This window comes from Geodermatophilus sp. SYSU D01119 (assembly GCF_054049975.1).
In genome coordinates this window covers 1-13,472 of record NZ_JBJGYL010000042.1, presented here as the reverse complement: position 1 = coordinate 13,472, position 13,472 = coordinate 1, and the positions used below count along the sequence as shown (strand labels likewise).

General features: G+C 77.6%; 11 protein-coding genes. 7 read left to right on the top strand and 4 right to left on the bottom strand.

Annotated features, from left to right (window positions below):
- Position 1 precedes the first annotated feature (1 nt).
- Together purE and ACI79X_RS22125 are read left to right on the top strand one after the other, a co-directional pair.
- Positions 2 to 541 carry a 5-(carboxyamino)imidazole ribonucleotide mutase gene (gene purE, locus ACI79X_RS22130; protein WP_457027579.1) on the top strand — a complete coding sequence of 180 codons (540 nt, stop codon included), beginning with the start codon at positions 2 to 4 and terminating at the stop codon, positions 539 to 541.
- A gap of 9 nt (positions 542 to 550) precedes the next feature.
- The gene (locus ACI79X_RS22125) at positions 551 to 1,720 is read left to right on the top strand and encodes an acyl-CoA dehydrogenase family protein (RefSeq protein WP_457027578.1); all 1,170 of its coding nucleotides are present in this window, start codon (positions 551 to 553) and stop codon (positions 1,718 to 1,720) included.
- A gap of 48 nt (positions 1,721 to 1,768) precedes the next feature.
- Here ACI79X_RS22125 and ACI79X_RS22120 read toward each other — a convergent pair whose 3' ends face one another.
- The 3 genes from ACI79X_RS22120 to ACI79X_RS22110 all read right to left on the bottom strand — a co-directional run bounded on the left by ACI79X_RS22120 (position 1,769) and on the right by ACI79X_RS22110 (position 4,608).
- Positions 1,769 to 2,620 (bottom strand): CPBP family intramembrane glutamic endopeptidase, encoded by an 852-nt coding sequence (locus ACI79X_RS22120; RefSeq protein WP_457027577.1) that lies wholly within the window; start codon positions 2,618 to 2,620, stop codon positions 1,769 to 1,771.
- Positions 2,617 to 3,888, bottom strand: coding sequence for a PhzF family phenazine biosynthesis isomerase (locus ACI79X_RS22115; protein ID WP_457027576.1), 1,272 nt, complete (start codon positions 3,886 to 3,888; stop codon positions 2,617 to 2,619). The genes ACI79X_RS22120 and ACI79X_RS22115 overlap by 4 nt, the downstream gene beginning before the upstream one ends.
- A gap of 93 nt (positions 3,889 to 3,981) precedes the next feature.
- On the bottom strand, positions 3,982 to 4,608 hold the full coding sequence (locus tag ACI79X_RS22110; RefSeq protein ID WP_457027575.1) for an FMN-dependent NADH-azoreductase: 627 nt from the start codon (positions 4,606 to 4,608) through the stop codon (positions 3,982 to 3,984).
- Positions 4,609 to 4,768: 160 nt separating this feature from the next.
- On the opposite strand from ACI79X_RS22110, the gene ACI79X_RS22105 reads away from it, so the two are divergent.
- Positions 4,769 to 7,714, top strand: coding sequence for a BTAD domain-containing putative transcriptional regulator (locus ACI79X_RS22105; protein WP_457027574.1), 2,946 nt, complete (start codon positions 4,769 to 4,771; stop codon positions 7,712 to 7,714).
- 6 nt (positions 7,715 to 7,720) lie between these two features.
- Here the strand turns inward: ACI79X_RS22105 and aztA are convergent, their stop codons facing one another.
- Complete coding sequence (gene aztA / locus ACI79X_RS22100; protein WP_457027573.1) at positions 7,721 to 8,377, bottom strand: zinc ABC transporter ATP-binding protein AztA; 657 nt, start codon at positions 8,375 to 8,377, stop codon at positions 7,721 to 7,723.
- 48 nt (positions 8,378 to 8,425) lie between these two features.
- On the opposite strand from aztA, the gene aztB reads away from it, so the two are divergent.
- The 4 genes from aztB to aztD are packed head-to-tail and all read left to right on the top strand — an operon-like array spanning position 8,426 to position 12,643.
- Positions 8,426 to 9,241: a zinc ABC transporter permease AztB gene (gene aztB, locus ACI79X_RS22095; protein ID WP_457027572.1), complete on the top strand. Its 816-nt coding sequence runs from the start codon at positions 8,426 to 8,428 to the stop codon at positions 9,239 to 9,241.
- A gap of 20 nt (positions 9,242 to 9,261) precedes the next feature.
- Positions 9,262 to 10,467, top strand: coding sequence for a hypothetical protein (locus tag ACI79X_RS22090; protein ID WP_457027571.1), 1,206 nt, complete (start codon positions 9,262 to 9,264; stop codon positions 10,465 to 10,467).
- Positions 10,464 to 11,360 (top strand): zinc ABC transporter substrate-binding protein AztC, encoded by an 897-nt coding sequence (gene aztC / locus ACI79X_RS22085; protein ID WP_457027570.1) that lies wholly within the window; start codon positions 10,464 to 10,466, stop codon positions 11,358 to 11,360. Before ACI79X_RS22090 ends, aztC begins: the two co-directional genes overlap by 4 nt.
- A gap of 44 nt (positions 11,361 to 11,404) precedes the next feature.
- Positions 11,405 to 12,643, top strand: coding sequence for a zinc metallochaperone AztD (gene aztD, locus ACI79X_RS22080; RefSeq protein ID WP_457027569.1), 1,239 nt, complete (start codon positions 11,405 to 11,407; stop codon positions 12,641 to 12,643).
- Positions 12,644 to 13,472: the final 829 nt, after the last annotated feature.

Here is a 13,472-nt window from a genome sequence, read left to right as displayed (position 1 = left end):
GATGAGCGAGCCACTCGTCGGCATCGTCATGGGCAGCGACTCCGACTGGCCCACGATGGAGCCGGCCGCCGCCGCGCTCCGGGAGTTCGGCGTCCCGTACGAGGTCCACGTGCTGTCGGCCCACCGCACCCCGCAGCGGATGCTCGACTACGCCACGTCGGCGGCCGGGCGCGGCCTGCGGGTGCTCGTCGCCGGCGCCGGGGGAGCGGCCCACCTGCCCGGCATGCTCGCCGCGGCCACGCCGCTGCCGGTGATCGGCGTGCCGCGCCCGCTCGACCGGCTCGACGGCCTCGACAGCCTGCTCTCGATCGTGCAGATGCCCGCGGGCGTGCCGGTGGCCACCGTCTCCATCGGCGGCGGGCGCAACGCCGGGCTGCTCGCGGTACGGGTCCTGGCGGCCGGCGACCCGGAGCTGCGGGCCGCCGTCGAGCGGTTCCAGGCCGACCTCGCCGACTCCGTCGTCGCCCGCGACGCCGCCCTGCGGGACCGCCTCGCCGCGGAGGGTGGGAGCAGCTCCCGGGGAACTGCTGGGACGTCCTAACATCTGGTCGTGAGCACGAGCGGGCTGTACCAGCTGACCGAGGAGCACGACGCGATCCGGGCCGCCGTCCGGGACATCGCGGAGCGGGAGATCGCGCCGTACGCGGCCGAGGTCGACGCGGACTCCCGCTACCCGATCGAGGCGCAGAAGGCGCTGACCGCGGCCGGGTTCCACGCCACGCACATCCCCGAGGCCTACGGCGGCGAGGGCGCCGACGCCGTCGCCACCTGCATCGTCATCGAGGAGGTCGCCCGGGTCGACGTCTCGGCGTCGCTCATCCCGGCGGTCAACAAGCTGGGCTCGATGCCGATCATCCTGTCGGCGGACGAACGCCTCAAGCAGGAGGTGCTGCCCTCGATCGCCGCCGGTGACGCGATGATCAGCTACGGCCTGTCCGAGCGGGAGGCCGGCTCCGACGCCGCCGCGATGAAGACCCGGGCCCGCCGCGACGGCGACACCTGGGTGCTCAACGGCACCAAGGCCTGGATCACCAACTCCGGCGTCTCCGAGTGGTACACGGTCATGGCCGTCACCGACCCGGAGAAGAGGGCCAACGGCATCTCCGCCTTCGTCGTGCACCGCGACGACCCCGGCTTCGCGGTGGGCCCCAAGGAGCGGAAGATGGGCATCAAGGGCTCGCCCACCTGCGAGCTCTACTTCACCGATTGCACCATCCCGGCCGACCGGATCATCGGCGCGGAGGGCACCGGCTTCAAGACCGCGCTGCGGACGCTGGACTTCACCCGCCCGACCATCGGCGCGCAGGCCGTCGGCATCGCCCAAGGCGCCCTGGACGCCGCGGTGGAGTACACCCGCGAGCGCAGGCAGTTCGGCACGGCGGTCTCGGACTTCCAGGGCGTGCAGTTCATGCTCGCCGACATGGCCATGCAGATCGAGGCCGCCCGGCACCTGGTCTACGTCGCCGCCGCCCGCGGCGAGGCCGCCCACGACGGCGGGAAGACCGATCCCGACCTGGGCCGGCTGTGCGCCGCGGCCAAGGCGTTCGCCTCCGACGTCGCCATGAAGGTCACCACCGACGCCGTCCAGCTGTTCGGCGGCGCCGGCTACACGCAGGACTTCCCGGTCGAGCGCATGATGCGCGACGCCAAGATCACCCAGATCTACGAGGGCACCAACCAGATCCAGCGGATGGTCATCGCCCGCAGCCTCCTGCGGTAGGCCGCGCTCTCGGGGGCGGCCGGAGACCCGCCGCCCCCGAGGAGGCCGCTACCGGCGCCGGCGCAGCGCGACCGCGAGCACGGCGGCGAGCAGCGCGGTGGCGACCAGAGCGTGGGGCAGCGGCGGGGCGCCGGAGAGCAGGCGGTCGACGAGGTCGTCCTCGGAGTTGGCGGCGTTGAACGTCGCGTGCAGGACGGCGACGGCGAGGACGCTGCCGCCCGTCGCGGTCAGGAGCACCCCGGCCAGGAACCGCACCAGCACCCCGGCGGCCACGAGGATCCCGATCCCCACCGCGGCGGAGGCCGCCGTCGTGCCCTCCCCGAACTGCAGCGGGACGTGGATCCCGGCGAACGCCAGACCCGTGAGCAGGGCGGCCCGCCAGGCGCCGGACCGCTCCTGCAGGCGGGTCTGCAGGAAGCCGGCCCACACGGTCTCCTCCCACAGGTTGACCAGCAGGAGTGCGCTGCCGGTCGACAGCACGGCGTCCACGAGGACCGGCCTCACGTCGTCCAGGACCAGGGACCGGCCGGTGAGGAGTCCGACGGCGACGGTGGCGGCGGGCAGTCCGAGGACCGCGGCGGCCCACCAGCCGGCGCCGAACCGCCAGGCGAGGGTCCGGGCCAGGAGGGCACGGACGCCGGTCCGGCCGTCGACGACGGCGGTGACGCCGACGGCTGCCGGGAGCATCACCAGCACGAGCGCGGCCAGGACGAACGGCTCGGCCGGCAGCGCTCCGCCCGGGAGCAGCCCGTGCGCGGCCAGTGCCGGGACGGCCATGACCGGCCACCCGCCCCCGAACACGAGCAGGGTGAACGCGGTGAGCGGCCGCCGGGCCACCCACCGCCGGACGGGGCCGGCGGCCGGCCCCGCCGGGACCGGCGGCGACGCCTGGGCGGTCACGACTCGTCCTCCCACGCCCCGCGGGGCGGGAGCGCGACGGCGTTGCCGGTCACGCGGACGCCGGCGCCCGGGTGGGCCGGCACGTCCACGGTCAGCCGGCTCGGCCGTCCCATGTCGTCGCCCTGCAGCACGGTCAGCCGTGCCGGCAGGGGCACGAGGCCCTGCTCGCGCAGGTACCCGCCGAGCGCGGCGGCGGCCGCGCCGGTCGCCGGGTCCTCCACGACCCCGCCCGGCGGGAAGGGATCGCGCGCGTGGAAGGTCGTCGCGTCCTCCCGCCAGACGAGCGCGACGGTGGTCCAGTCCCGGCGCGCCATCAGCTCCCCGAGGGCGGCCAGGTCGTAGTCGAGGTCGGCGAGCCGTTCCCGCGTGGCGGCGGCGAGGACGGGGTGCCAGGCGCCGGCGTGGGCCACGCGGGCGGGCAGCGCCGGGTCGAGGTCCGCCTCCGACCAGTGCAGTGCCGCCAGCAGGTCGCGGCGGTCGGCGGCGTCGAGGGCGACCGTCCGCGGCGGGACGCTGGTCAACGTCGCCTGCCAGGCGCCGCCGGCCCGGCGCGTCGTCACCTCGACGGGGCCGGCCGCGGTCTCGTAGAGCAGCCGGCCCGGGCCGGAGCGCTCGGCGTGCGCCACCGCCGAGGCGATCGTCGCGTGCCCGCAGAAGCTGACCTCCGCCCGCGGGCTGAAGTAGCGGACCGCGAACCGGCCCTCGCCGCGCGGCACGAGGAACGCGGTCTCGGAGAACCCCACGTCGGCGGCGGTCGCGAGCATCTCGCCGGGGGTCATCCCCGTGGCGTCGAGCACCACGCCCGCCGGGTTGCCGCCGCGCGGGTCGGTGCTGAAGGCGGCGTAGCGCAACACCTCGGGTGCTGCGGGCCCCTCCTCCTCCCGCACGTCGATCCAGTACCCGGTGATGCGCCCGTCTCGGACCGTGTAGCCGGCGCGGCCGTGCTCGACGACCCGCCGTCCGCGGTCCGGGCCGGCGGCGACGGTCCCCGTCTGCCGCCAGGTGGCCGTCACCTCCCCGCCGGTGTCGACGACGCCGGTCACCTCGAAGGCCCACGGGCCGACCGCCCGCAGCATGTCCCGGACGTGGTCGGCGTACTGCGCGGGGGTCCGCCGGACGACGGCGCGGACCGCCCCGGGTGGTCCCTGGCGGGCCTCGACCCGCGGTGCGAGGTACCGGCCGGCCCGGTCGGGCCGGGCGCCGGACCGGACGTCGTCGAGGAACCCCCGGACGACGTCGGTGGCCGTGGGGACGGGTGGGGTGGGCATGGCGGACCTCCGGGAGGGCTCGGGGTGGACGGGCTCGGGGTGGGCGCGGTCCGGCCGGGGCGGGGGCAGGGCCCCGGCCGCGACGCGGCTGCGTCAGAACTTGGCCGCCACGCGGCGGGCGTCCTCGTGCGCGCGCTCCCGGCCGGCCGCGGCGTCGGGGGTGGCCAGGTCCGGGCGGAAGTGCACCTCCTCGACCTCGGAGACGCCCGCCCAGGCGAGCCAGTCGCGCAGGTAGGGGGCCTGGAAGTCCGACCCGAAGGCGGGGCCGCGGCCGGGCCCGTAGACGGCGCTGGTGAGGACGAGCGCGGCCTTCTTCCCGGTCAGCAGGCCCGTGTAGCCCTCGGCCGGGTCGAAGGAGAAGACCATGCCGGGCTGGCTGACCACGTCGATGAACTGCTTGAGGACGTAGGGGATCCCGGCGTTCCACATGGGCACGCTGAACAGGTAGCGGTCGTAGGAGTCGAACCGCCGGAAGGTCTCGACGGCGCGGTCCCACGCGCGCGCCGCGTCGCCCTCGGGCTGCTCGCCGGCGAAGACGGCCATCTTCGCCGCGACGGCGGCCGGCCCGAAGTCCGGCAGCGTGCCGTCCCACAGGTCGAGGGTGTCGACGTCGTCGAGCGGGTTGGCCTCGCGGTAGGTGTCGAGGAACGTCGCCGCGAGGGCCAGCGACTCGGACCGGGACCCGCGGGGGGAGGCGGAGACGTGCAGCAGACGGGACATCGGTGCTCCTGGGAGGCGGTGGCGCGGCCCTGTGCCGCGTCCGGGCCGACCCTGCGGCGCCGTCCTGTCACGGCGCTGTCGGACGGGTGTCACCGGGCGTCCCGGGCGGGGTAGCTTCCCCGCCGCTGCCCTCCCGTCCGTCCCCGAAGGAGCGCCACCGGTGGACCTCCTGGTGCTCGGGCCGCTGGAGGTCCGGCGGGACGGCCGCCCGGTCGAGGTCCGCCGGGGCCGGCCGCGCCGGCTGCTGCTGTCGCTGCTGCTGCGCCGCGGCGACCCGGTGCCCCAGGACACGCTCATCGACCAGCTGTGGGGCGACGCCCCGCCGGTCAACGCGGACAACGCCCTGCACCTGCTGGTCTCCTACCTGCGCCGCACCGTCGCGGGGGAGGGGCTGCGCATCGACCGCGGGCCGGCCGGTTACCGCCTCGTCGTCGACCCCGGTGGGGTGGACGCCGCCCGCTTCGAGGAGCTCGTCCGGCGGGCGGCGGCCGCGGAGGACCCGGGCACCCGGCTGCGGTCGGCGTCCGAGGCGCTGGCCCTGTGGCGGGGGCCGGCGTTCGCCGAGGCGGCCGACGACGCCTTCGCGCAGGCCGACATCGCCCGGCTCGACGAGCTGCGGGTGCAGGCCTCCGAGAGCCGCGCCGACGCCCTGCTGGCCCTCGGCCGCCACGACGAGGCGCTGCCCGACCTCGCCCAGCTCGCGCGGGAGCACCCGTTCCGGGAGCGCCTGCAGGGGCTGCTCGCGCTCGCGCTCTACCGGGCCGGGCGGCAGGCCGAGGCGCTGGCGGCCCTGCACCGCGCGCGGACGGTGCTCGCCGAGGACCTCGGCCTCGACCCCGGGCCGGGGCTCACGGAGCTCGAGCGGCAGGTCCTGCGGCAGGACCCGCGGCTCGACGTCCCCCCGGCCGCCCGGCCGGTGCGGGCGCCCGACCCTCCGCCGGTCCCGCGCCCGCAGGCCGCGCCGGAGGTCCCCGGCGTCCCGGCCGCCCTCACCTCCCTGGTCGGCCGCGACGACCAGGTCGCCGCCGTGCGGCGGGCACTCGCGGGCTCCCGGGTCGTCACGCTGACCGGGCCCGGGGGAGCGGGCAAGAGCCGGCTGGCGGCGGAGGTGGTCCGCCCGTCCGCCGGCCGGGGGACGGTGTGGTGGGCCGACCTGGGCGCCGTCGCCGGCGGGCCCGGCGTCGGCGCCGCGGTCGCCGCCGCGACCGGCACCGGCCTCGCCTCGGACGACGCCGCGGACGAGCTCCGCCGCTGGATCGGCGCCCGGGAGGCGGTGCTCGTCCTCGACACCTGCGAGCACGTGGTCGCGGAGGTCGCCCGCCTGGTCGCCGTCCTGTCCGCCGGCTGCCCGGGGCTGCGGGTGCTCGCCACGAGCCGCCGGCCGCTCGGCGTCGCCGGTGAGCTGGTCCGGCCGGTCCCGACGCTGCCCGTCCCCGCCGCCGGCGAGGGCGACGTCGAGGTGGTCGGCGCCTCGCCCGCGGTGCGGTTGTTCTGCGACCGCGCCGCCGCGGTGCGCCCCGGCTTCGTCCTCGACACGGGCAACGCGGGCGACGTCGCCGCGGTGTGCCGGCTCCTCGACGGGCTGCCCCTGGCGATCGAGCTCGCGGCCGGCCACGCGGCGGCGCTGAGCCCCCGCAAGATCGCCGCCCTGCTCGAGGACCGGCTGCGGCTGCTCGGCGACGGCGGGCTGCGCGCGGCCATCGACGGGAGCTACGGCCTGCTGACCGAGGACGAGGCCGCCTTCCTCGACCGGCTGGCGGTCTTCGCGGGCGCGTTCCCCCTGGAAGCCGCCGTCGAGGTGGCCGGGGCGGGCCTGCCGGCCGACGGGTTGCAGCTGCTGCTCAGCCTCGTGCGCCAGTCGCTGGTCGTGGTGGGGGAGGCCGACCACTTCCGCCTCCTCGACACCGTCCGCGCCTACGCGGGCGCCCGCTTGCGGGCCCGCCCGGACGAGGCGTCGGCGGCCGCCGACCGGCACGCGGGCTGGTACGCCGCCTTCGCCGAGGAGGCCGACCGCTGCATCCGCGGCGCGGACCAGGCGGGCTGGCTCGCCGAGTTGCGGGCCTCGCGCGCCGACCTGCGGGCGGCGCTGACCCACTGCCTGCGCGGGCCGGGACACCGGGCGGACCTGGGCGCGCGGATGGTGTGCTCGCTGTCCTGGTTCTGGTCCCACGAGGGCTCCTTCGCCGAGGCCCGGGCCTGGATCACCGAGGCGCGGGCCGCCGGTCCGCACGGGGCGCGCGTCGACGCCGAGCTGCACCTGGCCGCCGGGATGCACGCGGAGTCCGTCGGCGAGCTGTCGGTGACCGAGGACGAGTGCACCCGGGCCGCCGCGGGCTTCGCCGCCACCGGGGACACGCGCGGCGAGGCCCGTGCGCTCCTGCACCTGGGCACCGCCCGCTGGGCGCTCGGCCGGCTCGACGAGGCCGCCGCGGCGCAGGACCGCTCCGTCGGGCTGTACCGGTCGGTGCGGCACGACAGCGGCGCGGGCCTCGGCCTGGTGCTGCGCGCCCGCACCGCCCTCGACCAGGACGACCCCCGGCTGGCCCGTGAGCTGCTGCTCGAGGCCCGGCACGTGCTGCGCCGGGCGGGGGACCCGCACCTGGGCGCGCTGTGCCTCGACCAGCTGGCCCGGACGTGCCTGGCCGACGGCGCGGTGGCGGAGGCCGAGCCGCTCGCCCGGGAGGGCCTCGCGGTGTTCGAGGCGGTCGGGTACCCGGAGGGCGTCACGGCGTCGCTGCAGACCCTGGGGCAGGTGCGGCTGGCGCTGGGGGACCCGGCCGCGGCCACGGACCTGCTCCGGCGCGCCGCCGGGAGTGCGCTCGGCCTCGGCCAGCCCGCCGCGCTCGCGGAGAGCCTCGAGCTGCTCGGCGAGGCCGTCGGGCACGTCGACCCGGAGTCCGCCGCTCGCCTCCTCGGTGCCGCCGACCGGCTGCGCGAGGAGGGCCCGCTCCCGCGGACGCCGTCCCAGCGACGCCGGCTCGCGGCGTGGCTGCCGCGTCTGCGCCGAGCGCTCGGGCAGCGGTACGAGGCCGCCGTGGCGGAGGGACGCCCGGAGGCGCCCGCGGACCTGCTGGCGGCGCTCCCGGCGGCCGGCCCGCCGCGGTAGCCGGGGTCAGGACAGCGCGACCTCGGGGGCGGGGGACACCCGCCCGGCCACCAGCGCCAGCACCGAGCCCGCGGCGGTCACCGCCGCCGGCTCGTGCGTCGCGTGCACGACGACGGCGCCCCGGGCGGCCTCGCCCGCCAGCGCCTCGAGCACCACGGCCTGCGTGGCGGCGTCGACGCCGGCCGTCGGCTCGTCGACCAGCAGGACGTCGGCCTGCGCCACCAGCCCCTGTGCCACCAGCGCCCGTTGGCGCTGCCCGCCCGACACCGCCGACAGCGGCGCGTCCAGCAGCGCGGTCAGCCCGAGCCGGCCGGCGGCGTCCGCGACGGCGGCGCGGTCGAGCGCGCGCATCCGCCGCCACGGCCCCAGCCGGCGCCAGCGGCCCATGGCCACGGTGTCGCGCACGGTGAGCGGCAGGTCGTCCGGGACGGCGCTGCGCTGGGGGACGTAGGCCACCGCGGCGCCCTCCAGCCCGCGCACCCGCCCGGCCGCGGGGCGCAGCACGCCGGCCAGCACGTCGAGCAGGGTCGACTTCCCGGCACCGTTGGGCCCGACCAGGGCCGTCACCGTGCCGCCCGGCAGCAGCGCGGAGACCCCGTCGAGGGCCACGGTCGCCCCGCGGCGGACGGTCAGCTGCTCGAGCGCGACGGCGGGGACGGGCACGGGGGACACCCTAGCAATAGCGATAATCGTTCCCATTAGGGTCGGCGTGTGGCCTGGCTGCTCGACCCCTTCGTCCTCCCGTTCATGCAGCGGGCGCTCCTCGGCGGGCTGCTCGCCGCCGTGACCTGCGCGGTCGTGGGCACCTGGGTCGTCGTCCGCGGCATGGCCTTCCTCGGCGAGGCGCTCGCCCACGGCATGCTCCCGGGCCTGGCGGTGGCCACCCTGGCCGGCTGGCCGCCACTGGCCGGAGCCGCGGTGAGCGCCGGGCTGATGAGCGTCGGCGTCGGCGCGGTGGCGCGGCGGGCGCGACTGTCCTCCGACACCGCCATCGGCCTGCTGTTCGTCGGCATGCTCGCGCTCGGCGTGGTGATCGTGTCCCGCTCCCGGTCGTTCGCCACCGACGTCACGGCCATCCTCTTCGGCGACGTCCTGGCCATCCGGCCGGCGGACCTGGTCCTGCTCGCCGCCGCCCTGGTGGTCCTCGTCGGCGCCTGCGCCGCGCTGCACCGGGCCTTCGTCGCGGTCGCCTTCGACCCGCGCACCGCGGCCACCCTCGGCCTGCGCCCGCGTCTCGCGCACGCCGCGATGGTCCTGGCCGTCACCGGCGCCGTCGTCACCTCCTACCAGGCGCTCGGCTCGCTGCTGGTGGTCGCGCTGCTGCTCGCGCCGGCCGCCGCCGCCCGCCAGTGGACCCACCGGCTGCCCTCGACCATGGCGCTCGGCGCGGGTCTGGGCGCCCTGGCCGTCCTCGGCGGCCTCCTCCTGTCCTGGCACGCCGGCACCGCGGGCGGGGCGTCCATCGCCGCCTGCTCGGTCGCCCTCGTCGCCGTCTCCGTCGCCGCGCGCTCCGCGGTGCCCCACTGACCCCGACCCCTGGAGGACCCGTGTCCCGCCCGTCCCGCCGCGTGTCCGCGGCGGCCACCTGTGCCGCCGCGCTGGCGCTCACCGGCTGCGGTGCCGATCCCGCCCCGGCCGGCGCCGCCGCCGCGTCCGCCACGCCCCACGGCTACGTCGAGGGGGCGGAGGAGCTCACCGAGCCGCAGCTCCGGCTCGCCCACGTCGACGCCGCCGGCTCCGTGCACGTCACCGACCTCGTCACGGGGGAGACCGCCGGGCTCGGCGAGGTCGGGGAGGTCTCCGCCGTCGACGACGACGGCCGCTTCCTCTTCGCCGCCTCCGAGCGCGCCGGCGAGCTCACCGTCGTCGACACCGGCACCTGGACGGTCGACCACGGCGACCACGTGCACTACTACCGCGCGCCGGCCCGCGTCGTCGGCACCGTCGAGTGGTCCGGCGACGTCCGCGCGGCGTCCTCGGAGACGCTCACCGCGCTCTTCTCGCCCACCACGGGCGCCGGCGTCGTGCTCGACCGGACCGCGCTCGGCCGGGGCGAGCTCGAGGAGGTCGCGCAGCTGGAGTCGGCGCCGCACGACGGGGCGCTCGTGCCCCTGGGCGACCGGCTGGTCGCCACCGGCGGGGACGAGGTCGTCGTCCGGGACCGGTCCGGCGACCCGCTCCCCGGCGCCGCCGCCGGGTGCTCCCGGCCCGGTGGCGGGCTGGCCACCCGCGTCGGCGTCGTCGTCTCCTGCGCCGACGGCGCGGTGCTCGTCACGGAGAGCGGTGACGGAGTGGCCGTCGAGCGGATCCCGTACCCGGAGGTGGTCGCGGAGGGCGAGCGGGCGGTGGGCCTGGCGAACCGCCCCGGCCGGCCGTCGGTCGCCGCCCCCGCCGGCGACCGGGGGGTGTGGCTGCTGGACAGCCGGGCCCGGACCTGGCAGCTGCTGCCGACCGAGCGGCCCTGGGTCACCGCCGTGGCGGCCGACGACGAGGCCGACCGGGTGGTCGGCGTCGACGCCGACGGGCGCGTCGTGGTCCTCGACCCCCGGGACGGGACGGCGGCGGCCACCGAGCCGCTCGTGCCGGTGGCGGAGCTCGGCCTCGTGGACCTGCAGGTCGACGCCGACCGCACCTACGTCAACGTGCCCGGCCGCGGCGAGCTGGTCGAGATCGACCACGCCGACGGCGCCCGCGTGGCCCGGGTCCTCCCGGCCGCGGTCGCGCCCGTGCACCTCGCGGAGACGGGCCGGTGAGGCGCGTTCTCGCCGGCCTGCTCGTCCTGGCCGCGCTCGCCGGCTGCGGCGCCGCCGCCGACGACCGGCCGCTGGTCGTCGTCACCACCGACGTCCTCGGCGACGTCGTGGGCGAGCTCGTCGGCGGGCAGGCGGAGGTGGTGACCCTCATGCCGCGCGGCGCCGACCCGCACTCCTTCGAGGTCTCCGCGCAGGAGGCGGCGCGGATGCGCGAGGCCGACCTGCTGGTGGCGAACGGCCTGGGCCTGGAGGAGGGCCTGGCGGTGCACGTCGAGGCCGCGCGCGAGGACGGCGTCCCGGTCGTGGAGGCCGGTGACGCGGTGGAGACCGTCGAGTGGACGACCGAGGACGACACCGGCGTCGACCCGCACTTCTGGACCGACCCGCGGCAGGTGCTGGCCGTCGTCGACGCGCTGTCGGCCGCGATCGGCGAGCGGGTGGAGGGGGTCGACGGCGACCGGCTGGCCGCGGACACCGAGCGCTACCGCGCGGAGGTGGCCGGGCTCGACGCCTGGATGGCCGAGCAGTTCGGGCGGATCCCGGCCGGGCGGCGCGCGCTGGTCACCGATCACCACGTCTTCGGCTACCTCGCCGAGCGCTTCGGCTTCACCGTCGTCGGCGCCGTCATCCCCAGCGGCTCGACGCTCGCCTCGCCGAGCGCCGGCGACCTCGAGGAGCTCGCCACGGCCATCCGGGAGACCGGCGTGCGGACCGTCTTCGCCGACGCCGCGCAGCCCGAGCGGCTGGTGCAGGTGCTCGCCGAGCAGGCCGGCGTCGAGGTGGCGGTGGTCCCGCTGTTCACCGAGTCCCTGACCGAGGAGGGCGGCGGCGCGGAGACGTACTTGCAGATGATGCGCGCGAACACCGAGGACATCGTGGCGGGGCTCCGGTGACCCCCTCCGTGACTTTGAGAATCATTCTCAGTAAGGTCCTCGGCATGAAGACCTCCCTCACCCCTCCGCGCCTGCTGGCGCTGGGCGCCGCCGGCCTGCTCGTCGCCGGCTGCTCCTCCGACCCCGAGGCCGACGCCGCCGCCGGCACGTCCTCCTCCGCCTCCCCGTCCGCCTCCGCCGAGGAGGTGTCCGAGCCGCAGCCGCGGATCGCGCTCACCTACGACGGCGGGGTCCTGGTGCTCGACGCGGACACCCTCGAGGTGGTCGGCGACCACGCGATGGACGGCTTCCTCCGCGTCAACGCCGCCGGTGACGGGCGACACGCGCTGGTCACGACCGAGGAGGGCTTCCAGGTCCTCGACGCCGGGGTGTGGACCGACGGCGGCACGTCCTGGGCCGGCGACCCCGAGCTGACCGACGACGTCTTCGAGGCCGACACCGCCGGGCACGTCGTCGTCCACGGCGACCGGACCGTGCTGTTCGCCGACGGCACCGGCGACATCACCTCCTTCGCCACCGCCGACCTGCTCACCGCCGACGGGCTGCCCGAGACGCAGGAGTGGACCTCGGAGGCCGCCCACCACGGCGTGGCCATCGAGATGGAGGACGGGCGCCTGCTGTCCACCCTGGGGGACGAGGAGGGCCGCTCCGGCGTGCGGGTGCTCGACGCCTCCGGCGCCGAGGTCGCGCGCTCCGAGGAGTGCCCGGGCGTGCACGGCGAGGGCACCGTCGCCGGCGAGGTCGCCGTCTTCGGCTGCGAGGACGGCGTGCTCGTGTACGACGGCGCCTTCACCAAGCTCACGGCCCCCGACGCCTACGGCCGCACCGGCAACGTGTTCACCAGCGAGACCTCGCCGGTCGCGGTGGGCGACTACAACTCCGACCCCGACGCAGAGGGCTACCTGCTCTCCGACGTCGCGCTGGTCGACACGGCCGCCGGGACGCTGACGATCGTGCCGCTGCCCGACGGCGTGCAGTACACCTTCCGCGACCTCGGCCGCGGTCCGCAGGACGAGGCGGTCGTGCTGGGCACCGACGGCAGCCTGCACCTCCTCGACGAGCGGAGCGGTGAGCTGCTGGCCAGCCACCCGGTCATCGACGCCTGGGAGGGGCCGGCCGAGTGGCAGGACCCGCACCCGGCGCTCAGGGTCCACGACGGCATCGCCTACGTCACCGAGCCCGCCGCCGACGCCGTGCACGCGGTCGACCTGGCCACCGGCGAGGTGCTGGCCACCGGCGAGCTCGAGGTGACCCCGAACGAGATCGCGGTCGTCGCGGGCTGAGCGGTCGCCGCGGCCGGCCCACGCGCGGCGCTCCCCGGGAACCCGGGGGGCGCCGCCCGCGCGGGTCACGGACCCGTCCCGGGACGCGAACGGCCGACGGGCGTGTCCATCCCCGTACTGCGGGTGACCGGTCCGTAACATCGGGACATCGCTGTCCCGTCCCGGGCGTGAACGCCGGGGGACCTCCGGGGACGGCCCCGACCCCTCCGGAGTCATGCCGCCACGCAGTCTCTGGCCGTCCGCGCACGGCCTGGCCTACGAGTCCGCCGACGTCGCCGGGCGTGTCGTCGACGTGCTGCTCGACGACCGGCGCGTCTGGTCGTTCCGCGACCGGCCCGAGGGCGTCGCCCCCGAGCCGCCGCCCGGCGTCGACGAGGGGACCCGTGTCGGCTTCGAGCCCTGGCCGCCGGCCCTGCTCCCGCACCTGCGGGGCACCTTCCGCGTGGCGCTGCGGACCGTGGGCGAGGACGCGGGGGCCTGGGCGGAGGCGGAGACCTCGCTGGACGGCGACCCGGGCCCGCTGCGGCTGACCGACCGGCACGGCCGCCCGCTCGTGGTCAACAAGTGGGGGCGGCTCGGGCACGCGCTCGGCGACGCCGGCCCCGCCATGGTCGAGCGGATGCTCGACTCGATGGACGAGATCCGGGCCCTCGTGCAGGCGCACCTCGGCGACCGGGTCTACGTGACCGGCGGCAGCCTGCTCGGTCCGGGGGGGGGGGGGGGGGGGGGGGGCCCCCCCCCCCCCCCCCCCCCCCCCCCCCCCCCCCCCCCCCCCCCCCCCCCCCCCCCCCCCCCCCCCCCCCCCCCCCCCCCCCCCCCCCCCCCCCCC

Bases quoted from the DNA above. Each gene is read 5' to 3' on its own strand.
- purE (WP_457027579.1), top strand. From the start codon at position 2: ATGAGCGAGCCACTCGTCGGCATCGTCATGGGCAGCGACTCCGACTGG.
- ACI79X_RS22115 (WP_457027576.1), bottom strand. From the start codon at position 3,888: ATGCCCACCCCACCCGTCCCCACGGCCACCGACGTCGTCCGGGGGTTC.
- ACI79X_RS22110 (WP_457027575.1), bottom strand. From the start codon at position 4,608: ATGTCCCGTCTGCTGCACGTCTCCGCCTCCCCCCGCGGGTCCCGGTCC.
- aztD (WP_457027569.1), top strand. From the start codon at position 11,405: ATGAAGACCTCCCTCACCCCTCCGCGCCTGCTGGCGCTGGGCGCCGCC.